Consider the following 21,483-nt stretch of genomic DNA (forward strand, 5'->3'; position numbering starts at 1 on the left):
CTTATTCCTCCCCTAAAATCGTTGTCTGTTGTTCGTTCAAGCCCATGGCTGCCAGAATCGTACGGAATTTGGCCGACGTCTCGGCCAGTTCGGCTTCCGCATTGGAGCCTGACACGATTCCGGCTCCCGCAAACACCCGCAATAAGGTTCCTTCTGTTTCCGCGCAGCGAATCGTTACGGCCCACTCGCCGTCTCCGTTAGCATCCGACCAACCGACGGCCCCCGAATAGAAGCCGCGATCAAACGGCTCGATCGCTTGTATGGCATCCCTGGCCGCATCGGTCGGTGTGCCGCAGATCGCCGGTGTCGGATGCATCGCCAGGGCAAGATCCAACGACGTTACCGAATCATCCTTCAGAATGCCGTTGATTTCGGTAGACAGATGCCACATGGCATTCGTGTGAATGAGGGAAGGTTCGGCAGGAACCTCCAGCTTGCTGCAATATGGCTGCAAAGCCGACGCCACTGCATCAATCACGATGGCATGCTCATTTCGGTCTTTGGCGGATGACAGCAGCGCTGCAGCCCGCCGCTGGTCTTCAACGGGATCGGCGCTTCGCGCCGCAGAGCCTGCCAACGGATTTCCTTTGATTCGCTGCCCCTTCTTCGTAATTAGCAGCTCGGGGCTAGCGCCAAACAGCGTCCTTGTGGATGCAACGGCGTCCGGACTTGAAGTGTGGGACAATTCGGGTGCCAATGGAACGGCAAATGTATATCCATGGGAGTGATGGTAAGCTAAGTGATTCAATATATGAGGAATGGACAAGGCATGAGGAAGCGTGATATCCAGGGTTCGGGAAAGCACCGCTTTATGGAGTTTCTTTTGAGAAATGAGCTCCAGCAGCCGGTTCACGCCTTCCTGGAACGCCGCCGGTTCGGGAACGGACAGTACGTGATAGCTGGAAATTCGAGGCCTTTCCGGGGCTTGTCCTGTAGAGAATAGAAGGGAATCATGCCACTGAACCGAGAGCGGAATAAACAGGCTCGCCGGTTTCAATATGTCAAAAGGGATGGCGCCTACAACAACGGCGTTCGGCCGTCCCGATTGCTTGGCGCGATCCAGCAGTTCCGTAACGCGTTCCGACAATGATCTATGGTCGTTCCCTGAAGGAACCGAAAGTCTCGAATACTCTCCATGCGTTAACAACGTCTTGCGCGGGGATGAGAAGAAGAAGGACGAACCGACCCGGTATTGTTCCATAAGTTGCGCAGCCTCGGCTGCGGTTGGAGTTTCATAGTGCAACATTTCAGTCTCCTCTCTGCTTATGAGCCTACCATTTATCGAATTAGTAAAAAAAATAAAACGCGCGAAGCCTCAGCAGCCCAACGTCGCACCGCCATCCACGCATACATCCTGCATGGTCATGTGCCGGGCACGATCGGATACGAGAAATACGACGGCATCCGCAATATCGGAAGGAAGCGCGATTCGACCCAGCGGTATGCCGACACGGTAATCATCCAGCGACCCTGCGATGATGGGCTCTGCGCCCTGATCATCCTTCCATAGCAAGCGCTGCATCCCGGTGTCCGTAGAACCCGGGGAAACCACATTGCAGCGGATGTGATGACGGGCATATTCCAGCCCCAAACACTTCGTGAACATCGTAGACGCTGCCTTGGATGCCGCATAAGCCGACATCTGGGCCCGCGGAACTTTGGAGGCATTCGAGCTCACGGTCACGATAGCTCCGGAATTACGGCTCGCCATCCGCCTTACGACGGAGCGTGACGTATAGAATACGCCGTTGGTGTTGACGTTGAAATGCTCCTGCCAATCCTCGTCACGAAGCGACTCAACTCCACCGATTCGCAGCACTCCGGCAACGTTAACGAGAATGTCGATCGGTCCGAGCTCCTCCTCAATCCGCTCGATCATCTCTTCAACCTCGGCACTGCAGCTGACATTTGCCCTGTAAGCCGCAGCCTGTACACCTGAGCTGCATAGATCGGCCGTAAGGCGGATCAACTCGGCTTCCTTCTGATCGCATGCCGCAACGACAGCTCCTTGACGGGCGAGGGCTCGTGCCACCGCTTCGCCAATCCCTTGGGCGGCACCGGTCACGAGGGCTACTTTCCCGCTAATACCTGTTAACTTCAAGGTGATCACCTCCTTCATCTTGAGGAAAAAGTGCAAATCGTAACCCTCGGCTAATGAGGACAGGCAGCACGGAAAGATGTCCCTCATCCTCAAACTGATTGAATTCGGCTTGGATGCCATACGCAGACACAGCAGCCAGACGCTCGGCGAGCTCGGATGCGCTGATGCAATTGCCGGTGACATGGGACCTCTCGTGCTCTCCTGCGCCAAGCAGCAGTCGAACATGGCAAGGCTCTTCCTTGACGCGTTCGACAAAGCGCTGCTCCAGCTCTTGTAAATATTCCTGATTCCAATGAATAGAAGGACTGCCCGCGATATAACACGAGAATGCCTGCGGTTTGCTGAACATGGCATAGAGCGTGAACAGCCCGCCAAGGGAATGGCCGAATATCGTCTGACGACGGCAATCGATGTTAAACTCGCTCTCGATCTGCGGTTTCAGTTCCTCCTCGATGAATTGCAGGAATTCAGCCGCTCCGCCCTGTTCCGGGACGGAGGCGCTGCCCCACTTGTGCTTAAAGTTCGTGTTGGGGTAGGGCGTGTAATCATAGAACCGGTCCGGAGCATACTGCCCCTCCGTCTCGTAACCGATGCCGACTACGACCGCCGGCAGTATCCCTGTTTTGTCCGGTCTGTGGCACTGCAGGCGCAGCGTTTCGACCATCGTGTGAAACACGCTGTTGCCGTCTAACAGATAGATGACCGGATATCCTGACGGGGGAGCCTGCCCCATCGGCTGTGCGGCAATGATTCGATAGCGGCGCTTCCTTGCCCTCGAGCGCATCACCCAATGCTCCGCATGGGGCAGCTCTACGCTGCGCCGCAGCATATCAACGGAAGGTGTATGATTGCTCATGTCGTGCCTCCCACTATAGACCCGTAATGGAGCGAACGACATCATCCACGATTTTCTCGTAGGCGATCAGGCCGCTTCCCAGCCAGTATTCGTTATTCGCTTCATAGACCTGCCCGTTCTTGACGGCCGGCATGCCCTTCCAAATCGGGCTTTCCGTCATTTCCTTTAAACGCTCCGTTCCCTGATCATAGGCGTTAATGACAAAAATATAGTCCGCATCCAGCTGCGGCAGTATCTCCAGCGAGATGTTAGCTGCATTCTCGTTCTCGACCAGCTTGGATTTGCCCAGTCCCAGGTCCTGATGGATCACAAAGCCGCAGAGATAATTTCCGCCCATCAAACTGACGCCTCTAGGTGCAAAACGAATGATGGCAACGTTCTTGTCCCCCACCACGGAACTCAGCTTAGCCTTCGCTTCACTTGCTTTTTGCTGGTAATCCTTTAGGGCGGTCTCCGCCTCGGGCGCTTTCCCAAGCAGATCCCCCAAGGTGGTCAGCGATTTCTCGACATTCCCGGATGCATTTTTGAACACGTACGTTGGCGCGATTTTGGCGTACTTCTCATATGTACCGTCCGCTGCATAAGTTTCGGTATGGAGCACGATAAGGTCCGGCTCGTAGGACATCAGAGCTTCCGGTGAAGGTAAGCCTCCTGAAAAATCAATCAGGGGAACGCCGTCCAGCTCCTGCTGCAAATAGGTGTGTCCCATCTTGCCGTTCGCCCATTGTGCAACAGGCTTCACGCCGAGTTTCAGCAAAGAGTCCTCCATGTTCGGTGCGAACACGTTTCTCACGTCTGCCGGAATCTTCACTTCATGCCCAAGCTCATCCGTTACCGTCCGCTCCTTCTCCGCGGGCGTCTCCTCCCGGTTCGTCCCTGGTTCCTCCGTCGACGCTTGACTGCTCCCTGCCTGGCCGGACGTTTCCACCGCCGCGGTCTTCGCTGCCGGCTGATCGCCATCCACCTTCTCTCCACAGCCTGACAACAAGCCTATGACGATGACACAGCACGCAAGTGCTGATATTTTGATTCTCCAACTTCTTTTTCGGCGATTAAAACGTTCTGCCACAATGTATCTCCTCCTGTGATAATGATTCTCAATTAAGTAGAGTATATATTACGTGGCAAACGATTCACCATGGCTTTTATCCAGAACTCCGTTTGGACTATCTCCTGTAAACAACAGCAATGCCTCATCCAGCATTCTCGTCACGGCAAGCGCGGAATATTCGAACCACGGATCGGACGAGATCATGTAGACGCTGCCTCGAGTGACAGCTCGGAGTGTCTGCCATTTCGCAGAATGCTGCAGTGCAAGCCAATAACGGCGTGATGTGGCTTCAGGGCATACCGCGATCAGGATGCGGTCCGGATTGAGCTGTTGCAAATCTTCCAGCGTGATCTGTTGATTACACGTGGTATCCAGACCGGAGGCTTCCTTGAGCTGCAGATCCTGATACAGCACCTCCTCGAGTCCCCGGTTACCATATGCATACAAGCTTTGTCCATATATTCGCAGCGCTATAACACGCTCGCTCCCCACGACTTGCCGCATTCGGGAGCGTGCGAACTGCACCCTTCGTTCATACTGTTCTATCCAGGATTGTGCCTGTTCTTCTTTATTCAGAAACGTTGCGATACGCTCCAGCTGCTTCCTCCACCCTGCATGAGACGGAACAATCAAGGTAGGGGCAATATGCCCCAGCTTGGTGATTTCCTCCGGACCGAGATGGTCCATGCCAATAATAACGTCAGGCTTTGCACGGAACAGCTGCTCGATATTCTCCTCGAAGCGGCTGTCCGGATAAGGAGACGTCAGCTTCAAGCGGGACTTGATCTCCGAATGATACGCATTGTAATAAAACGGGGTCCACTTCGCATCAAGAGGCGCAGCCGCAGGAATAACATTCAGTGCTACCAACTGCCCGATGATAGAGGAGGAACAGGCCGCGATTAGCTGCCTCGAATTTCGGGCATATTCGGACGGCGACATGCCCACCTTCTTTTTAAAAATACGGCTGAAATAGAACTCATCTTTGTAACCGACTCGCTGTGCGATGTCACGAAGCCGTTCGTCGGATTCGGCCAAATAACGCTTGGCATGATTCATACGAACATGGGTCAGGTAATCGATTGTGGTTTGGCCGAATGTCTTTTTAAATAAATCCACAAAGTACTTAGGACAAATATTAGCCATACTGGCTAATTGGCCAATGGTAATCGCCTCTTTATAATGGCAATCTATATACTCCTTAATCTCAACCAGGCTGGTTCTCCCGTTACGATCCGAATCCGATAGGCTATCTATTTTCAGCTCTTCTTCCACACTCATGAATTGCCTCCTTTTTTACGATAAAACGAGTTGCAGGCTATGCAGGCATGTTGACCAGTCTTAATTAATTGATAATGATTATCATTTTCATTGATAAAAATAGCATGCCATTTCCATCGTGTCAATCCAAATTTGGAAGGAAATGCTTAACCCCATGCCCCGCGCGATACCTGTTAACAGGCTCCAATCCACGCAAAAAACCCGTCATCAGGCACTTTTGCCAAGTGTCCTGTGGCGGGTTCTCATGTATAAAAAAATCGATTTACGACAAGCAGTATTTCACCAATGCCTCGTGTACGCCGTCCTCGTTATTCGAGGTTGTCACCGCATTGGCTGCAGCCTTGACCTCGACCGGAGAGTTATCCATCGCAATCCCCATTCCGGCGTAGGACAGCATCGTAATATCGTTGAAATAATTGCCGATGGCAAGCACCTCGTCCGGCTCATAACCTCTTCTTGCAGCCAGCTGCTGAAGCGCACTCCCCTTGGATGCTTGGCTATGCATGAGATCGATGAAGTATTCTCCGCTTCGCAGCATGTTGAAGGGAAGAGTCCACTGACTCCAATCCGCATAGACACGGTCGATATCGGCGGATTCGCCAAAGACCGTAAATTTGACGACCGGGTCTGACAGCTCCTCCCATGACGGCAGGTTGCTTGGCAGCATCAAATAGTTCTCGTACATCGAACGAACCGGACCAGCAAGCTCCTCCACCTGGTCCACATACATCTCAAAGGCGGTGTTCACATCAAAATGCACCCCGTGCTCACGGCAGTATTGCATGAAAGGCTCAAGCTGAATCGGGTCCATGCCGAACTGATGCACGATGTTATGGGTCTCCACTTCTACCGTTGCCGCACCATTATGACTGATGACATAACCGCCTAAACCCATGCTTTTCATAAAAGGAATCGAATTCAGCGGTCCTCTGCCTGTGCACAGTACAATTTCCACGCCTTGTTTTGCGGCTTCCATCACGGTGTTCCTCGTTTTCTCCGTGATTTCATGATCATCATTCAGCAGCGTTCCATCCACATCAAGTGCTACCAATTTATATGCCATTCTCCATCCATCCTTTAGTCTCTATTTCTCTATCGTAATCATGCCCTTCCGATCAAAGACAGTTCATGCTCGGTCAGCTCCCGGTACGCTCCGATCTCGAGATTTTCATCCAAACGAAGTTCGCCCATGCTGACTCTTTTGAGATACACGACTTTTTTGCCAACTGCCTCAAACATCCGCTTGACCTGATGAAATTTCCCTTCATGGATCGTCAGCGAGATGCGGGACAGCTGGACTCCATCGCCTCGTTCCTCATGGGAATGGATCACCAGCTCTCCGGGCAAGGTCACGTACCCGTCATCTAAGGTAACTCCCGCAGCAAACATTCGCACGTCCTCATCGTCCACCCTGCCCTCTACCATCGCTTCATAGGTTTTCGGGATATGCTTCCGCGGCGACAGCAGCTCGTGGGCCAATTTACCGTCATTCGTAAGCAGCAGCAATCCCTCCGTATCCTTATCCAATCGGCCCACCGGAAACGGCTCGAAGATCAGATATTCCTCATCCAGGAGATCCAGCACCGTTCGGTCACGAAGATCCTCTGTCGCCGAAATGACGCCAGGCGGTTTGTGCAGCATGAGATATATGAATTCCCGGTACTGCACGGTCTCCCCCTCAAACTCGATGATATCCGTATAAGGATCAACATGTTTACCGGGGTCCTTCATCACCGTTCCGTTGACCACGATGCTCCCTTGTTTGGCCTTTTTCTTCAATTCGGCCCGTGAGCCGAATCCAAGATTGGATAGCACCTTGTCCAATCTTAGCGTTGTTCTGCTTTTAGCACTCATATCGCTGTCCACCTCCACCCTGCCGGATACTCATTCTTCAATATTCCTGTCTGCCATTTGGCCCAACCGGCTGAATATCCGTCTATACACACTAACACATAACCCTTCGCTTCAGCACCCGATCGACGAATCACGCGCTCTTCCGGAATCGACAAGGTTTCCCCTTTCAAATACCGGACCGCTTCTCCGTCCTCGGAGGACAGGCTGACATATCGAACAGCCTCATCCGCTTGCAGCGCTGTAGCCAAGGGATGTCCAGGTACAAACCGTTCATTCTTCAACTGTCCCATGTACCACCCGGGTCGAATCACTTTGAGCTGCTTCAGACGCTCTTCCGGCAGGGGTGATACATACACATGGTTCCCGTAGGTTACAGGATATCCGGTCAGCTTCAAATCCAGCTGCTCGCGGATAAACGCTTGGAACCGATTAATCGAAATTAAACCCGATTGAGAATCTATTACGCTTCGGCGGGATGCCTGTTGGCGCGCTGCATCTTTACCGTATTTCCCGGGTTTACCCGGGCGCTCCTCCTTGAAAGCCGCTTTTCCTTTACGCTCACGGGGATGCTCCGCTCGGGAGGAAATAGCAAGCGATTCATTGGCCAAGGTGCCCGAATTGAATATTGGAGCTTGTTCCTGTTCAACTTCACGTTTATCCAGCTCGCCGTCCCGCTGAAGCACGGCCATGAAATGCCCTTCGCCTCTAACCTTATGCGGCCATAATCGAGCAGTACCGGCAAGCTGCTTAAGCACATCGTCCTTCACATTCCCTTGACCCGCCATCCAGTCCGTTTCTCCCGGGGAAAAGATTTCCGAATGCTCCACCGGGACCACGCGAAAATCCGGATGTTCGCTCAGAAACTCGGCAATCATCCCTTCATTCTCCTCCGGCGAGAAGGTACAGGTGGAATACACCAGCCGGCCTCCCGAGCGGAGCATGGCTGCCGCCGATTTCAGGATGTCCCGCTGCATATCCGCAAACTTGAGTGGAGAGGATTCGTCCCAGTACTTCAGCATGGACTCGTCTTTGCGAAACATCCCTTCGCCGGAACAGGGAGCATCAATCAATATTTTCGTGAAAAATTCGGGAAAAGCCCCGGCAATCCGATCCGGGTCCTCATTCAGCACCACCGCATTCCGAACGCCGTACATCTCCAGATTCTTGGCCAGTGCTTTGGTGCGATCCGGATGCAGATCATTGCTGACGAGCACTCCCTGCCCATTCAACTTCGCCGCAATCTGCGTAGATTTGCCGCCTGGAGCCGCGCACAGGTCCAGCACCAAATCCCCCGGCGTTACGCCAAGCAGTTCGACCGGAGCCATCGCGCTAGGCTCCTGGATGTAATATAATCCCGCATGATAGTAAGGATGCCGTCCCGGACGCTCCCCGGCCTGAGTATAGTAACCGGTTGAGCACCAGGGGATGGGCGCAAGGTCAAAGGGGGACAACTTCATGAATTCCTCTCTGCTGATCTTCAGCGTATTCACCCGAATGCCGGCATTCGGAGCTAGTTCGTAAGACTTCATAAAATTGTCATAGTTTTCGCCAAGCAGCGATTTCATCTTCGCCAGAAACGGCGAGGGCAGTCGTAATGCCATACAAGGTACCTACCTGTTCTGTATCGTATCGTTTGAAGTATATTTTCACTGTGCTGAAGCAGACATTCGCATGTTCCGCTTCGACTTTTAATATTGTATAATAAACTACATTAAAAAGGACAAGTCCTTATTTATTATTAATCATTAGGGGGTGGATCCATGAACCGCAAAAAAAAGAATAAATACACCGCATTATACGCCTTCGGCGGAGTCTTCGTCTTATTGATTGCTGCACTCGTTTTCTTGAACGGTCAAGGAGCAGCAAGCGAATTGTACGGCGGTAAGAAGGTCTCCAGCCTGAACCCGGCTACGCAGGAGCTCCTTAATGATCCGAACTACCAGCAAATCATTTTGCCGGATCAGCTGAAGAGCAAGGTCGACAACAAAGAGAATTTCTTTGTGTACTTCTTTGCATCCGACTGTCCGCACTGTCGTGCGACGACCCCGGAACTGATGCCTTTGGCGGATGATGCCGGCATTACGATGCACCAGTACAACCTTCGCGAATATCAGGAAGGCTGGAGAGAATACAACATTGAGTTCACCCCGACGCTGGTCTACTTCGAGAACGGCGCAGAGAAAGAACGCATGGTCGGCGGATTGAAACCGGAAGGTTCCAGTGAAGGCTACTCCATCGATGACTTCAAGCAATTCCTGGATAAATACAAGGGGAGCGTGACGAAATGAACCGCACTCGCGCCATCCTCTTTACCTTTGTCATTTCGGGCATGCTGCTGACTGCATGCGGCGGTAAAGAATCCGCTGCCGGGCATCAGCACGGCGCCGATTCCGAACGATACGAGACAACGGCCAGCCTGACGGTGATGCCGGAGTTTCTGTCCAATTATACCGACAATACGCAAGCAACCTATGCTACGGTCGGCGAACTTGAGGACATTATCAAGGAAATCAAATGTTATTGCGGCTGCATGGACGAGGAGACCGGCTATCATGATTCCCTCCATCGCTGCTTCATCGCCGAGAATAAGGACGGCGAAGTCAAATGGACGGACCATGGCGCCCAGTGCGGCATCTGCCTGACCGAGCTGCAGGATGCCAAACGGCTTCATGACGAAGGAAAATCCGTCGAGGAAATCAAGGAGTTCATCGATAACAAATATAAAGGTACCGAATCCTGATCCTATAATGATCCTAAAAAAAGAGCTGCCCAAAAGTAGATTACTCTACAGACAGGCAGCTCTTTTTTCACTTGTTCCCACAATTACTTGGAATGTGCCCGCTCCGGCTTTCGCCGCTGCGGAATGTTCGGCTGGATGCGCTCCGATGCCAACTGAACTGCCTGCTTAAGCTCAGTATCCCCAATTTCGATCGTCAAATCCCTATAGGGAAACGGACGAAGGTCATACGAAGATAACTGCTCGGCGTATTCCCGAACTTCGCTCACCAGCTTCCCCATCGAGATTCCCAGTTCATCGCCAGGATAACGCTCGAGGCGCGATACAGCGCTTATGAACATTTTATATGCTCCTCTAACGTTATTGTTCCGGAAATGGAAAAGCCCGACGGCTACTTGCAGAAGTCCCTTATACCTTGGATCGCGGTCCCGCGCGAGCCACAGTTCCTCTAGCACCTCATGGCATTCGAAGTAGTCTTGATCCCGGTTAAAGTAAACGAGGTAAGCGACATACAGCGGTTCATAACTCATGCTCGTTTACTTTCTTCTTGGCTTCGGCCAGCATCTCCTTCACCTCGTCCAGAAGCACCTTCATCGCATCCAGGTCATGATCCTGAAATAGCGTGTTAAACCGGCTCTGAAAAGCAATCGCCTCATTGACCAGATGAAAGAAATACAGCTTGTGTATCGCGTTCAGCACCTGTGTCGTAATATTGGAATCATCCTCGAACTGGCGCTGCGCCTCCAATATATCCTCCCGGATGCTCGACATTTCCGTATCCAGCGTATTCGCCGCTTCTCCGGCTTTCTTCAGCCGCGCCCGAATGTCATCCGGCAGACTTTCCCGGTACTTGTAGCTAAGCGAATGCTCAATCGTAGCCCAGAAATTCATGGCCAGCGTGCGGATCTGAATTTCGGCAAGCACTTTCTTTTGCCCCAGAGCCGTTTGCACCGGATACTCAATAATCATATGAAAGCTCCGATAGCCGCTCTCTTTGAAATTGGTAATGTAATCTTTCTCATATAATACGGTCAGGTCTTTCCGTGCCCGGATGTATTCGGCTACCCGCCGGATATCCTCCACGAACTGACACATAATCCGAATGCCTGCGATATCCTCAATCCCGGTTTCCAACTCGTCCATCGGCACATCGAGGCGTTTCGCCTTGTCCAGTATGCTCGAGATCCGTTTGACGCGACCCGTTACGAATTCGATCGGTGCGTATTCCTCTCTTTTTTTCAGTTCGGAACGCATCGTCTTGAATTTAACCTTCAATTCCTCAACGGTCTGCTCATACGGAAGCAAAAATGTTCCCCAGTCTCTAACGTCCATCGCCTTGCCTCCTGTCTTTACCCCATTACCGATGATTAGCGCCGACGGCTTCGGAAATATGGCTGAAGCCATCCCGTGCAAGCAGCTCCCGGAGACCGGAATGAAGCTTGCGGTTCACCTCAGGCCCTTCATAGATAAGTGCTGTATAAATCTCCACCAGGCTTGCGCCTGCGCGTATTTTGTCATAAGCATCACTTGCCGTGAAAATCCCGCCAGACCCGATAATCGGAAGGGCACCGCCGGTCTGCCTGTATATCCGGGATACAATCTCCGTCGAACGGTTACGCAGCGGTTTACCGCTAAGGCCGCCGGTTTCTTTGGCGTTACCGTGCGTCAATCCATCCCGCGATAGTGTCGTATTCGTGGCGATAATGCCGGAAACGCCGCTTGCGCTGATCGTATCCACCATGAATTCCAGTTCCTCATCGCTCACATCCGGCGCAATCTTCACCAGAACGGCCTTCTCGCCTCCATGAATCTTCGCTTGGCGGGACATTTCGTTCTTCACGGCTTCCAGCAGGGATGACAATTCGCTCCCATGCTGAAGGCTGCGCAAGTCCGGCGTGTTCGGGGAACTGATATTGACAACAAAAAAGTCGCCATACGGAAATAAAGCTTGAATGCAAGCTTCGTAATCACCGTTGGCTTTCTCGTTCGGAGTCGCCTTGTTCTTCCCGATGTTGACGGCAACCGGGATGCGGCGTTCCTTGAGTGCGGACAGCCTCTTTGCCATCGCCTCGGCCCCTTCGTTGTTGAAGCCCATCCGATTGATGAGTGCCTCGTCAGGAGGAAGCCGGAACAATCGCGGCTGTTCATTGCCCGGTTGTCCCTTCGGGGTCACCGTGCCTACTTCCATAAATCCGAAGCCGATGGAGGAGAATCCTTTGACGGCCTGAGCGTTTTTATCCAATCCGGCGGCAAGTCCGACCGGTGTCGGGAAATGAAGCCCGAACAGGTCTACTGCCAAATCCGGTGTTTCGCTAACACCGTACATCCCTCGCATGACAGCGTCTGCGCCAACCACGCCGGAGGCACGTCCAAGGCCGCCAACCACAAGGTGGTGAGCTTTCTCGGGATCGAGTTTGAAAAATATAGGTTTGCCTATGTTGCGGTACAGCACATCCACTCTTCCTCTCATCCAGTTATTTCTCTATCCTTCAGTTTATCCGTTTCTGCCTCAAAAAGAAAGTTCTTCAGCATAAACCGGGCGATCATCCCGGCGAGAAAGCGATATGGCAATTTCGGGACAAACGCCTTACAATAAAGGAAGATTGTACAAATCATTATCACGATCATGAGAGAAAGAGGGGAAGCACATGTCAGCCAAACGTAAACCTCCGACCTTGCAGCAGAAAAAAGAAGAGGTTAATAAGAAGGCCATACTATGGATCAGCTCCGGCATCGCTCTTCTTATTATCCTGATTATTGTTCTGATTGTGATCGCCCAGCCTTAATCCAGCCAGTGATACACCTTGCCCGGGTTGGTCTGCCCCTGGGCAAGCTTGAGCTTGAAGCGATCTTTCGGCGTCCACAGGCCCTCGGGCAGAACCCCTTCCCGAATTTTCACAACGGTTCCCATCGGAACCAGATCAAACAGCTCCTCCACATCCTCCTTAAGCATACGGATACAGCCCTCGGATTCATTCGCTTCGATACTGTCCACGTCCAGCGTACCGTGTATGGCGTACAACGTATCGGACAGCTGCATTCCCCGCGTTCCATAGGGGCCCTTCGTGGTCCCGTTCGGATTCACAACCTTGTCATTGATATGAAAATCACCCAGCGGCGTTTTCGCTCCCCCGAGCCCGACCGCATAGTTGCGCAGCATGACGGTCCCGCTGACAACGGCTAGCCGATGATGTTTCCGGTCGATGATGACCTGAAGCGGCTGCTCAAAAAAAGGATCCCCATTCGGCGATGTCCCCCAGTATCCCGTCTCTTTCGGATCGTTCCAAGGCGGCTGCTGCCCCGGCTGGTCCTCATGGCCGCCTGCTCCTTGGGCCTTATGCTTCATTAAAGCTCCGAACATCTCCTCCATCGCTTTCGATCGGCCGGACAGCCAATTGTTCGGATACGGCTGCGTCAATTCATTCAAGCTTTTAGGCAGGCGCCCATGCCGAGCCTTATACTGGTTGGCCGCTTCCTGCAGCACGGCCGTTTCGACTTGCAGATCCGCCCATTGCCCCGCGCTTCGCTTAAGCTTCGAACTATCCGCAGGCTCGCATTCACACTCCAATGCCGCTCCTTCATATGGCTTGATCGCAATGGCGCCCTTTGCGTCCCGATGCAATCCGTATAAACGCTCCATGTCCTTGCTCCATAACTGCCACTTGCCGGATGGCTTCATCCCCAGTGCAACCGACCAATTCGGCAATTCCTGAGGATGCCGAAGCAATGAGGACAGTGCGCCGGCGGAATCCTTTCCCTGGCCGGAAGCAACGGCGATGTACAGCGGTTCTTTACGCGAATCCCGCTTCTCGTTGTTAGCGACCGAGGCGGATACGGGTTCATTCGGCGGGAACACATCGGATGCAAAATCCCCCGGAACGGAGCCCGGCGCCTGGGCCGAAGGAAGAAATACGAGCAGCAACAATACCAGCGCAGCAAGCAACCGTCGGGTTCTTTTTCGCCTGCGGTCCTTATCCTTCTCCATCTCCAATAAGCGCTGTTCGTAATTTTTCCATATATCGGACGGAACCTGGCTAAGCTCGAAGGCTTCATAGACCCCCTCCGCCTTGTTATAGCAGTAATTTGCCTTCCCCTGTTCGCCGGCCTGCTCATATTCCTTGCCGAGCAGATACCAGGCCATTTTATTATCAGGATGCGTCTCCACATATCTTTTGAGGTACAGCGAATTGTTCATTCGGGAGCCTCCTTTTATGACATTTTTACCTCTATTATCCTGTATATCGGAATATACGCTCCAATTATGTATGAATCGTGGATACGAAAAAACGCCCCCTGCCTTTGTCGGGCAGAGGGCGTCGGTATAAGTTCAAGATGGAATATCAGGGCTCGAGCGGTATTGGTTATTCTGCGTTAAACGGCTCGTCTGCAATCCGAATTGAATCTGTCGGACAGCCGTCGCAGGCATCCAGCATATCGTCATGCATATCTTCCGGAATTTCGGTTACCCCGCGGTTGTTGTCTCCGTCAAAAATGACTTCTGCCAGGCCTTCGTCGTCGTAATCGTAAATGTCGGGTGCCGTTGCGCCGCATGCTCCGCAAGCGATGCAGGTATCTTTATCTACCCAAGTAAACTTCGCCATAGTCTCTCTTCCTCCTGTATATCTATAAACATCTCTATAAACATAGTATAAGCTGACGGTCTCCCGCCACCATCTACATATATTAATACAATTTTTTTAGGAATACAAATAAATTTCCTCACATTTTCCGACAAAATTCAGGTGTGCTCAAAGGATATGGAGTATCTTCAACCAGCAAATAAAGCGATTAATCCCGGTCCGGATCCTGCGAGATCGGCTGATCGGCATTTTTATTATCGTTCCCCAGATCCCTTACAAAATCCATCTGTAAAGATGTTCCTCTCCGCTTATGATTACGGATTAAAGACGATGGATCATCACCCAGCATGCCAGCGGTCAGCACCGCACTTTCCCCGAATTTATTGCGCAGCTCGTCCATAACCCGGGTCAGCGATTCTTTCTTCGGCTGTTTCTCGTAATCGAACAAATCCAGCTGAATGGCGGACTCCTCCTTAGGGGCAAGCTGCTGGAGCGTAACGCCAAGCAGACGGAGCGGCTTGTCCTGCTTCCAGTGCCGATGATACAGCTCGCACGCTTCCCGGTAAATATCCTCGGTATTTTCCGTCGGAATGGCAAGATGCCTCGACCTGGTGATCGTCTTCATGTCCGGTGTACGCAGCGTGATCTGTATGCCGCCGGTCACAAGACCCTGTCTGCGGAGCCTGCGCGCTACCTGATCGCTCAAATTCAGAAGCACCCTTCTCGCCTCCTCCGCCGATGTAACATCCTGCGGAAGCGTGGTCGTGTGTCCGATCGATTTGCTCTGTTCCCGCTCTGCAACGACAGGAGCATGGTCGATGCCGCTGGCTGCCCGTTTCATCCATGACCCCATCACGCCAAAAGTCGAGGTCAGCAGGCCTTCATCGGCGGCGGCCAGCTGTCCGATCGTCTGGATATTCAGCTTGCGCAGCTTATCGGCTGTCTTGCTCCCGATGCCGAACAGCTCTGCACAAGGTCTGTTCCAGAGCACCTGCGGGACATCCCGTATCCGCAGCACGGACAGCCCGTTAGGCTTCTTCATGTCAGATGCCATCTTGGCCAGCAACTTATTGGGAGCAATGCCGACGGAGCAAGGCAGCGACAGCTCCTCGCGAATACGCGCCTGAATTTCGCGGGCGATATCCAAGGGGGTGCCGAACTGCTTCGATCCCGTGATATCCAGGTAACATTCGTCAATCGAAGTCGCTTCCAGCAGCGGCGTATAAGCATAAGCTATATTCATAAATGCATTGGAATACTTGCGGTACAGATGAAAATCCGGCTGGATGATCATCAGGTCCGGGTAAATCCGCAGCGCCTGTCTCACGTTCATTCCTGTGCGTATCCCGAGGGATCGTGCCGCATAGGAGCAAGTAACAATGACGCCTTTTCGCAGCTCGATGCTGCCTGCGACAGCCGTGGGCTTCCCCCGGTAAAGCTCCGGCTCCTCCGCTTCGTGTACCGAGCAGTAAAAAGCATTCATATCCACATGTAGTATAACGCGGCCGCTGGCCGGATAATAATTGTCGATATGTCCCACGCAGAATTCCTTCTTTCTTATGATACGGTTCTTCCCTATATCATGCCCCCGTCTTTTCGCAGTCGGGTTGATGATTCTATCATTTCTATGTGTTCCATTATAACTTGTTTAGGACCTTGTGTGCCGCAACGTCTTGTTCGTAGGATCATGATCGCATAACTGCCAGCCTAACGCCTCAAGCATACTGCTCCCCTTAACACGGGTCAAGAATAAACCCCGCGGGGTAAAGTTTGTTTTTTACTCTGTTACTTTCCCGCAAAGAAATGTTATAATACAAAATTATAAACAATGCGGTCCAATCCCGGACACCCAAAGGAGGACATCATGTCTAAGTCCATTTCCATCTTTGATACGACACTTCGCGACGGAACCCAAGGCGAAGGAATCAGCTTGTCGGCGGACGACAAGGTCAAAATCGCCAAGAAACTCGATGCTCTTGGTGTTCATTATATTGAAGGCGGTATCCCGGGAAGCAACAGCAAGGACATCGAATTTTTCAAAAGAGTCCAGGATCTCGGCTTAACCTCAAAAGTAACCGCCTTTGGCAGCACTCGCCGCAAAGGCTCCATCGCCGATCAGGATGCCAATCTGCTTCGAATTCTGGAATCCGGCGTTTCTGCGGCCACTTTGGTCGGGAAGTCATGGGATTTCCACGTCCACACCGCGCTTCAGACGACACTGGAAGAGAATCTGGCCATGATCTATGATTCCATCGCTTTCCTGAAGCAAAAGGGCCTCGAAGTGATTTTTGATGCCGAGCACTTTTTTGACGGATATAAGAACAATCCCGAATACGCTGTTGCCGTATTGTCCAAGGCTCGGGAGGCAGGTGCTGATTGGCTTGTCATGTGCGATACGAACGGCGGCAGTCTTCCGCACGAGATCTCGAACATCGTGGCATCTTTAGCGGGTCCATTATCTGGCGCTCCGCTCGGCATTCACACCCATAACGATTGCGAGCTTGCTGTTGCCAACACGCTAAGTGCCGTACAGGCAGGTGTCCAGCATGTGCAAGGAACGATGAACGGTTACGGGGAACGCTGCGGGAATGCCAACCTGTGCTCCATCATTCCAAATCTGCAGTTGAAGCTGGGATACGAGTGCATCGGAGACGATAACCTCCGCACGCTGACGAACACCGCACGATATATCAGTGAAATCGCCAACGTCAATATGCCTGTCAACCAGCCGTATGTCGGTAACGCTGCCTTTGCCCATAAGGGAGGCATCCATGTTTCGGCGATCCTGCGCGATTCCAGAACGTACGAGCATATCGAACCGGAGAAAGTCGGAAACAAGCAGCGCGTGCTGGTGTCCGAGCTTGCAGGACAGAGCAACATCGTATCGAAGGCACAAGACATGGGTCTTAACTTTGATCCGGCTAGTGAACAATCCAAGCTTATTATCGGAAAGATCAAGGATCTTGAGCATGAAGGATATCAATTCGAGGGGGCAGACGCTTCCCTGGAGCTGCTGCTTCGAGAAGCGAACGGAGAGTTTAAGGAACTGTTTACCTTCGAATCCTTCAAAATGCTCGTAGAGAAGTCAGCCGGCCAGCCGGTTGTTTCCGAAGCCTTTGTCAAAGTCAACGTTGCCGGTGAGAGCATCTACACCGCAGCGGAAGGCAACGGCCCGGTCAATGCGCTAGACAACGCGCTGCGTAAAGCGCTGGTCCAATACTTCCCGACACTCAAGGAAATGCATCTTGCTGACTATAAGGTACGGGTGCTGGATGACAAGGATGCGACGGCAGCCAAAGTACGGGTGCTCATCGAGTCCAAGAACTTTGAGAACTCCTGGAACACCGTCGGGGTTTCCAGCAACGTCATTGAGGCGAGCTGGGAAGCGCTGGTTGACAGTATGCGTTATGCGCTGCTCGGTCAAATCTCACCGGAGCAGGTACATGAGTCCGCGGCAAGGCAAGGGTTGGTTAATCACTAAGGATGTATCCAATATAAAAAGCGCGTATCCGCCATGTATGCACATGGAGGCCGCGCTTTTTTGGTGTTTCAGCCGCTCTTCGCTTCACAATTAATTCAACAACTTAGCTATCTTTTTGCGAAGATCCTTGGGATCCGGAGCGCCAAGAATGATTTCCTGGATCACGCCGTTTCGATCAATCAGCACATTCGTCGGGAAGACCTGACCTTTATACAGCTCCTCGAACACTTCTCCTTTCGTATCAAGAAGTATTGGATACCGGAGTTCAAAATCCTTAACGAATTGACGCGCTTTCTTCTCATTATCATACTTGGACACGTTCACGCCGTAGATTTCCAGCTCATCTGCATATTCCTCCGCCAGCTTATCGAGCTCCGGGGCTTCTTGTTTGCACGGCTCACACCAAGATGCCCAGAAATTGACAACCATCGCTTTATCGCGTGCTCCGCCGCCGGCATATGTCTTGTCGTCCATCCCCTTCAGGGTGAAGGTAGGGGCAAGCAGTCCGGCTTTGGCGCCTGTCTCCGTCGGGAGCGGCTTCTCCTGCGTGAAGACAGCCTGGATATTGTCGCCGGCTTGGTTATAGATTACAGCGCCTGCCGCTACAACCAGCAGAACGAGGATGATGATGTTTCGTTTCATAGATATAGGTTCCTTTGCTAAACTTAGTTATAGAGGTTGTTCAAAAAGTCCGCTTTTGATAAGAAAACCTCTATCGAGGCCACTTCAAGGATGAGCGACCGCGATGCATAGGTAGGTTTTCTTGCGATATAGAATTTCATCAGTTCCACTGATAACTCATAAATTCTATATCTAACACGAAGCGAATCAGGAAGCAGCTCGGCATCGAATCTTGAATTCAGCCGGGCCTAAGCAGTTGCTTCCGAAGTATGTTTCCTGCGGAAACATTTCAGGTGCTCACGTACCCAAACGTACGCTCCGCTCCTGACGTCCCTAGCTTCATCCAACTGAAGCGTTTTGAAAAAACGCACATCGAAAGCATAAGCTTCGGTGCTGAAAATCGACCTTTTTGAACACGCACTTATAGTCCCTATTGTACCCTGAAACCCTGATCTTTCAAACACGTGATCAACTCTAAAATATAGCCCGGGAGGGAAAAAGATGAACCCGTCTGACATGGCCCTGGAGCAGCTTCTACTGCACGCGGCCGTACAACAGCATATATCGGACTATACGTATGATTGTCTGCCACAGGAGGCTTGTGGTGTCTTTATCGGGCACTCCAGCGCAGCAAGGCGATCAGTAACCGTTACGCAATTTATCCCCATAAAAAATACAGCGGAGTTTCCGCTGCATTCTTTTCATCTGGACCCTGTTCAATGGACCCGCTTGGTGTTAACTGAAAAAGGAATTGTCGGATTGTTTCACAGTCACCCGGATACATTCCCTGAGCCGTCCGGCCAGGATCTGCTGCAGCTTCAGTCCTTCGGCGGATTGCTCCAGGTGTATGCCATCGGATCTCCTGCAGCTCCAAACGCTCCCGATTCAAAACCATTACAGCTTCAAACTTACAAAATTATTCGAGGACAAGAGACCTCAGAATTATTCAGCAATCTGCCGACACATTCCTGGGTGCGGCAGGAATCGGAATTCTATTCCCTCGCCCCGATTCCTTGCAAGATCATAACAGAATAATAAGCTATCGCGGCAACCATCTTATTCGCGGTTACGCCTCGCTTAGATAGACATACAAATCTCCAAGCGTGGTTGCATGGCCGCGCGCCTGAATTTCTTTCATATAATCCGCCCACAGCCGGGCAGTCATTCGCGCGTCGGACAGAGCATGATGCCGGCCCTCCACCGGAATGCCGCTGCTCCGCAGCAGCTCATCCAGACTGTAGTCCTTCTGCTCAGGATATAATCTCTGCGCGAGCATCATCGTATCAAGGAGCCGATGGGTTAATCGAACCTTTGACGTCTTCCACAAGGCTGCGTTCAGGAATCCGCGGTCATGCGCAGCGGCATGGGCAACAAGCACCCTGCCTCCTATAAAAGCCATAAAATCATGCAGCCCCTCCATTAAGGGCGGGGCTGCATCAACCATATGCTGCGTAATTCCTGTCAGCTCAGCAATGAATGGGGGAACAGGAGCACCGCTGTTAACAATCATATGAAAGGTTTCGTTCTCGATCACTTGCTCGCCGATGACCTTGATAGCACCGAATGACAAAATTTCATCACCGTGCTGGTGATTGAACCCCGTCGACTCCAGATCAAACACAACAACCTCCAGCTCGTCCAGCGGGGTACCCAGAACCTCCGGCCTCCGGTTATCCTTCATCTGGGATCGGATGAACGCCAGCTGCTGCGCCGTCTGCGCCCCGCGCATAGAGGCAATGGCAGAATTAAAGTTACCCGAACGGAGGGATCTCCAGAAGCCCCCGTTCGATTGTCCCGGTTCAGTCATGGGTTCCTCCTCTCCGCAAAACGGTGCTCTCGCTGCAATGACCGGTGTATCCGTCTGACCACACCAAGCGTATCGCGAAGCTCGTACTGCATGGTTTTGTTCTTGAGCTGCTCCTGCGGGATATACCCGCTGCTCGTGATCAGCCCGTTCTCCAGCCGATGGGGCGTGTTATTTCTCAGCCGAAGCGCCGTCAAAAAAGCACGCTGCACGCTTTCCAGCAGCAAGTTGCCGCCCTCAAGCAGCATCACCTTCTCCATCCGCTTTTGCGTCGAGGTTTCGATGATGCCTCTTTGGAGCGCCATCGTGCGAATACTGTTTACAAGTGGAATATAAACGCCATACTTTACGTCAAATTCACCGGCATGCTCACCAAACCGCTCCGTTACAATTCGCCCCATGACATTCAGCGTTGCCTTGTGCTTGACCGTATTGCGCAGCACGGCATTGCCGATATTCGGGTTCAACTCGACGGAGCTCCGGAAATGGTCGACCCATGCCTCCGTTAGCTCGCCATCTCCCGCTATATGACGGAGATCCGAAGCAATGATAAAATTGCGAATCGGCTCCCACTGCTGGTCTCCACACCACTCGCTAATCTGATTTTTCCAATCGCCAAGCTTTTTATTCCATAAAGGTTCGGAACACATCACTTTTCCCGAACATTTGGGATAGCCTGCATACTCCAGCAGGTTCGCCAGTCGAAGGCCATATTCCCGAAAGAAGGGAAGCTGTTCCTCCTCCAGCTCATCGCCAATGATCAAACCGTTGTCCTGATCGCTCCACAGCGTAGCTTCCTGCCTTCCGCTGCTGCCAAAAGCAACAAACGCATAACGCGCAGGAGGCCGGCCCAAGCCAGCCTCCCACATGTCCTGCTCACAGATTGCCGCGGCACGCTGTCCAATCAGATCGTGCATCGTATTGACGGATGCGATCCACTCTCTCAGCTCCATGTCATGACGCATCTCGATCAGATGGTTCTGACAAACGATCCGTTCATCTCGTAATTGCTGGGCTGTTGCTGCTGTCTGAATTTCCGAGAATACCGGAAACAGATTTACGGATTTCAGAGGTTTCATGCCGCGGCCTCCTCATTACATAATCAATAACCATTTAG

22 protein-coding genes are annotated in these 21,483 nt (G+C 52.1%); 5 read left to right on the top strand and 17 right to left on the bottom strand.

Annotation, left to right across the window (positions count from 1 at the left end; all coding sequences use genetic code 11):
- Window position 1: 1 nt before the first annotated feature.
- The 8 genes from dhbC to MKY82_RS24220 all read right to left on the bottom strand — a co-directional run bounded on the left by dhbC (window position 2) and on the right by MKY82_RS24220 (window position 8,744).
- The gene (gene dhbC / locus MKY82_RS24185; RefSeq protein ID WP_339218804.1) at window positions 2-1,246 is read right to left on the bottom strand and encodes an isochorismate synthase DhbC; all 1,245 of its coding nucleotides are present in this window, start codon (window positions 1,244-1,246) and stop codon (window positions 2-4) included.
- Window positions 1,247-1,315: 69 nt separating this feature from the next.
- Window positions 1,316-2,101 (bottom strand): 2,3-dihydro-2,3-dihydroxybenzoate dehydrogenase, encoded by a 786-nt coding sequence (locus MKY82_RS24190; protein WP_220684347.1) that lies wholly within the window; start codon window positions 2,099-2,101, stop codon window positions 1,316-1,318.
- Window positions 2,082-2,957, bottom strand: a complete 876-nt coding sequence (locus MKY82_RS24195; RefSeq protein ID WP_339218807.1) for an alpha/beta hydrolase-fold protein — start codon at window positions 2,955-2,957, stop codon at window positions 2,082-2,084. Before MKY82_RS24195 ends, MKY82_RS24190 begins: the two co-directional genes overlap by 20 nt.
- 13 nt (window positions 2,958-2,970) lie before the next feature.
- Window positions 2,971-4,026: an ABC transporter substrate-binding protein gene (locus MKY82_RS24200; protein WP_339294551.1), complete on the bottom strand. Its 1,056-nt coding sequence runs from the start codon at window positions 4,024-4,026 to the stop codon at window positions 2,971-2,973.
- A gap of 48 nt (window positions 4,027-4,074) precedes the next feature.
- Complete coding sequence (locus MKY82_RS24205; RefSeq protein WP_339294552.1) at window positions 4,075-5,289, bottom strand: helix-turn-helix domain-containing protein; 1,215 nt, start codon at window positions 5,287-5,289, stop codon at window positions 4,075-4,077.
- Window positions 5,290-5,551: 262 nt separating this feature from the next.
- Window positions 5,552-6,352, bottom strand: coding sequence for a Cof-type HAD-IIB family hydrolase (locus tag MKY82_RS24210; protein WP_194543872.1), 801 nt, complete (start codon window positions 6,350-6,352; stop codon window positions 5,552-5,554).
- Window positions 6,353-6,390: 38 nt separating this feature from the next.
- Window positions 6,391-7,143, bottom strand: coding sequence for a pseudouridine synthase (locus tag MKY82_RS24215; RefSeq protein ID WP_220684343.1), 753 nt, complete (start codon window positions 7,141-7,143; stop codon window positions 6,391-6,393).
- Window positions 7,140-8,744, bottom strand: coding sequence for an RsmB/NOP family class I SAM-dependent RNA methyltransferase (locus MKY82_RS24220; RefSeq protein ID WP_339294553.1), 1,605 nt, complete (start codon window positions 8,742-8,744; stop codon window positions 7,140-7,142). The genes MKY82_RS24215 and MKY82_RS24220 overlap by 4 nt, the downstream gene beginning before the upstream one ends.
- Window positions 8,745-8,903: 159 nt before the next feature.
- Between MKY82_RS24220 and MKY82_RS24225 the strand changes: the two genes are divergently transcribed.
- Both MKY82_RS24225 and MKY82_RS24230 read left to right on the top strand, forming a co-directional pair.
- Window positions 8,904-9,431 (top strand): thioredoxin family protein, encoded by a 528-nt coding sequence (locus tag MKY82_RS24225; RefSeq protein ID WP_194543875.1) that lies wholly within the window; start codon window positions 8,904-8,906, stop codon window positions 9,429-9,431.
- Window positions 9,428-9,883, top strand: a complete 456-nt coding sequence (locus MKY82_RS24230) for a PCYCGC motif-containing (lipo)protein (RefSeq protein ID WP_071223092.1) — start codon at window positions 9,428-9,430, stop codon at window positions 9,881-9,883. Before MKY82_RS24225 ends, MKY82_RS24230 begins: the two co-directional genes overlap by 4 nt.
- An 83-nt stretch (window positions 9,884-9,966) precedes the next feature.
- On the opposite strand, the gene MKY82_RS24235 is transcribed toward MKY82_RS24230, so the two are convergent.
- The 3 genes from MKY82_RS24235 to MKY82_RS24245 are packed head-to-tail and all read right to left on the bottom strand — an operon-like array spanning window position 9,967 to window position 12,332.
- The gene (locus MKY82_RS24235) at window positions 9,967-10,410 is read right to left on the bottom strand and encodes a DUF309 domain-containing protein (protein ID WP_220684341.1); all 444 of its coding nucleotides are present in this window, start codon (window positions 10,408-10,410) and stop codon (window positions 9,967-9,969) included.
- Window positions 10,400-11,212, bottom strand: a complete 813-nt coding sequence (locus MKY82_RS24240; protein ID WP_194543877.1) for a GTP pyrophosphokinase family protein — start codon at window positions 11,210-11,212, stop codon at window positions 10,400-10,402. The genes MKY82_RS24235 and MKY82_RS24240 overlap by 11 nt, the downstream gene beginning before the upstream one ends.
- A gap of 25 nt (window positions 11,213-11,237) precedes the next feature.
- A complete protein-coding gene (locus MKY82_RS24245) occupies window positions 11,238-12,332 on the bottom strand; it encodes a quinone-dependent dihydroorotate dehydrogenase (RefSeq protein WP_194544902.1) in 1,095 nt (364 codons plus the stop codon).
- A 196-nt stretch (window positions 12,333-12,528) separates the two neighbouring features.
- Between MKY82_RS24245 and MKY82_RS24250 the strand changes: the two genes are divergently transcribed.
- A complete protein-coding gene (locus tag MKY82_RS24250) occupies window positions 12,529-12,666 on the top strand; it encodes a hypothetical protein (protein ID WP_015736685.1) in 138 nt (45 codons plus the stop codon).
- Here MKY82_RS24250 and MKY82_RS24255 read toward each other — a convergent pair.
- The 3 genes from MKY82_RS24255 to MKY82_RS24265 all read right to left on the bottom strand — a co-directional run bounded on the left by MKY82_RS24255 (window position 12,663) and on the right by MKY82_RS24265 (window position 16,000).
- Window positions 12,663-14,075, bottom strand: a complete 1,413-nt coding sequence (locus MKY82_RS24255) for a L,D-transpeptidase (RefSeq protein ID WP_220684340.1) — start codon at window positions 14,073-14,075, stop codon at window positions 12,663-12,665. The genes MKY82_RS24250 and MKY82_RS24255 overlap by 4 nt on opposite strands.
- 166 nt (window positions 14,076-14,241) lie before the next feature.
- Window positions 14,242-14,481 (bottom strand): ferredoxin, encoded by a 240-nt coding sequence (locus MKY82_RS24260; protein ID WP_009594795.1) that lies wholly within the window; start codon window positions 14,479-14,481, stop codon window positions 14,242-14,244.
- Between the two features lie 187 nt (window positions 14,482-14,668).
- Window positions 14,669-16,000, bottom strand: a complete 1,332-nt coding sequence (locus tag MKY82_RS24265) for a DNA polymerase IV (protein WP_194543879.1) — start codon at window positions 15,998-16,000, stop codon at window positions 14,669-14,671.
- A gap of 324 nt (window positions 16,001-16,324) precedes the next feature.
- Between MKY82_RS24265 and cimA the strand changes: the two genes are divergently transcribed.
- Window positions 16,325-17,941 carry a citramalate synthase gene (gene cimA, locus MKY82_RS24270; RefSeq protein WP_194543880.1) on the top strand — a complete coding sequence of 539 codons (1,617 nt, stop codon included), beginning with the start codon at window positions 16,325-16,327 and terminating at the stop codon, window positions 17,939-17,941.
- Between the two features lie 90 nt (window positions 17,942-18,031).
- Here cimA and MKY82_RS24275 read toward each other — a convergent pair whose 3' ends face one another.
- On the bottom strand, window positions 18,032-18,583 hold the full coding sequence (locus tag MKY82_RS24275; RefSeq protein WP_339294554.1) for a TlpA disulfide reductase family protein: 552 nt from the start codon (window positions 18,581-18,583) through the stop codon (window positions 18,032-18,034).
- A 480-nt stretch (window positions 18,584-19,063) separates the two neighbouring features.
- On the opposite strand from MKY82_RS24275, the gene MKY82_RS24280 reads away from it, so the two are divergent.
- A complete protein-coding gene (locus tag MKY82_RS24280; RefSeq protein WP_339218821.1) occupies window positions 19,064-19,597 on the top strand; it encodes a Mov34/MPN/PAD-1 family protein in 534 nt (177 codons plus the stop codon).
- A 31-nt stretch (window positions 19,598-19,628) separates the two neighbouring features.
- Here MKY82_RS24280 and MKY82_RS24285 read toward each other — a convergent pair whose 3' ends face one another.
- Together MKY82_RS24285 and MKY82_RS24290 are read right to left on the bottom strand one after the other, a co-directional pair.
- A complete protein-coding gene (locus MKY82_RS24285; protein WP_113060337.1) occupies window positions 19,629-20,369 on the bottom strand; it encodes a 3'-5' exonuclease in 741 nt (246 codons plus the stop codon).
- Window positions 20,366-21,445 carry a DUF294 nucleotidyltransferase-like domain-containing protein gene (locus MKY82_RS24290; RefSeq protein ID WP_339294555.1) on the bottom strand — a complete coding sequence of 360 codons (1,080 nt, stop codon included), beginning with the start codon at window positions 21,443-21,445 and terminating at the stop codon, window positions 20,366-20,368. Before MKY82_RS24290 ends, MKY82_RS24285 begins: the two co-directional genes overlap by 4 nt.
- Between the last annotated feature and the right edge of the window lie 38 nt (window positions 21,446-21,483).

Origin of the sequence: Paenibacillus sp. FSL W7-1279 (assembly GCF_037969845.1) — a bacterium.
Classification (GTDB): Bacteria; Bacillota; Bacilli; order Paenibacillales; family Paenibacillaceae; genus Paenibacillus_AQ.

Excerpts from the sequence above, each read along its gene's own strand:
- MKY82_RS24205 (WP_339294552.1), bottom strand. The coding sequence starts at position 5,289 with ATGAGTGTGGAAGAAGAGCTGAAAATAGATAGCCTATCGGATTCGGAT.
- MKY82_RS24255 (WP_220684340.1), bottom strand. The coding sequence starts at position 14,075 with ATGAACAATTCGCTGTACCTCAAAAGATATGTGGAGACGCATCCTGAT.
- MKY82_RS24240 (WP_194543877.1), bottom strand. The coding sequence starts at position 11,212 with ATGGACGTTAGAGACTGGGGAACATTTTTGCTTCCGTATGAGCAGACC.
- MKY82_RS24195 (WP_339218807.1), bottom strand. The coding sequence starts at position 2,957 with ATGAGCAATCATACACCTTCCGTTGATATGCTGCGGCGCAGCGTAGAG.
- dhbC (WP_339218804.1), bottom strand. The coding sequence starts at position 1,246 with ATGTTGCACTATGAAACTCCAACCGCAGCCGAGGCTGCGCAACTTATG.
- MKY82_RS24220 (WP_339294553.1), bottom strand. The coding sequence starts at position 8,744 with ATGGCATTACGACTGCCCTCGCCGTTTCTGGCGAAGATGAAATCGCTG.
- MKY82_RS24285 (WP_113060337.1), bottom strand. The coding sequence starts at position 20,369 with ATGACTGAACCGGGACAATCGAACGGGGGCTTCTGGAGATCCCTCCGT.
- MKY82_RS24225 (WP_194543875.1), top strand. The coding sequence starts at position 8,904 with ATGAACCGCAAAAAAAAGAATAAATACACCGCATTATACGCCTTCGGC.
- MKY82_RS24215 (WP_220684343.1), bottom strand. The coding sequence starts at position 7,143 with ATGAGTGCTAAAAGCAGAACAACGCTAAGATTGGACAAGGTGCTATCC.
- MKY82_RS24235 (WP_220684341.1), bottom strand. The coding sequence starts at position 10,410 with ATGAGTTATGAACCGCTGTATGTCGCTTACCTCGTTTACTTTAACCGG.
- MKY82_RS24230 (WP_071223092.1), top strand. The coding sequence starts at position 9,428 with ATGAACCGCACTCGCGCCATCCTCTTTACCTTTGTCATTTCGGGCATG.
- cimA (WP_194543880.1), top strand. The coding sequence starts at position 16,325 with ATGTCTAAGTCCATTTCCATCTTTGATACGACACTTCGCGACGGAACC.
- MKY82_RS24280 (WP_339218821.1), top strand. The coding sequence starts at position 19,064 with ATGAACCCGTCTGACATGGCCCTGGAGCAGCTTCTACTGCACGCGGCC.
- MKY82_RS24260 (WP_009594795.1), bottom strand. The coding sequence starts at position 14,481 with ATGGCGAAGTTTACTTGGGTAGATAAAGATACCTGCATCGCTTGCGGA.
- MKY82_RS24210 (WP_194543872.1), bottom strand. The coding sequence starts at position 6,352 with ATGGCATATAAATTGGTAGCACTTGATGTGGATGGAACGCTGCTGAAT.
- MKY82_RS24290 (WP_339294555.1), bottom strand. The coding sequence starts at position 21,445 with ATGAAACCTCTGAAATCCGTAAATCTGTTTCCGGTATTCTCGGAAATT.
- MKY82_RS24250 (WP_015736685.1), top strand. The coding sequence starts at position 12,529 with ATGTCAGCCAAACGTAAACCTCCGACCTTGCAGCAGAAAAAAGAAGAG.
- MKY82_RS24275 (WP_339294554.1), bottom strand. The coding sequence starts at position 18,583 with ATGAAACGAAACATCATCATCCTCGTTCTGCTGGTTGTAGCGGCAGGC.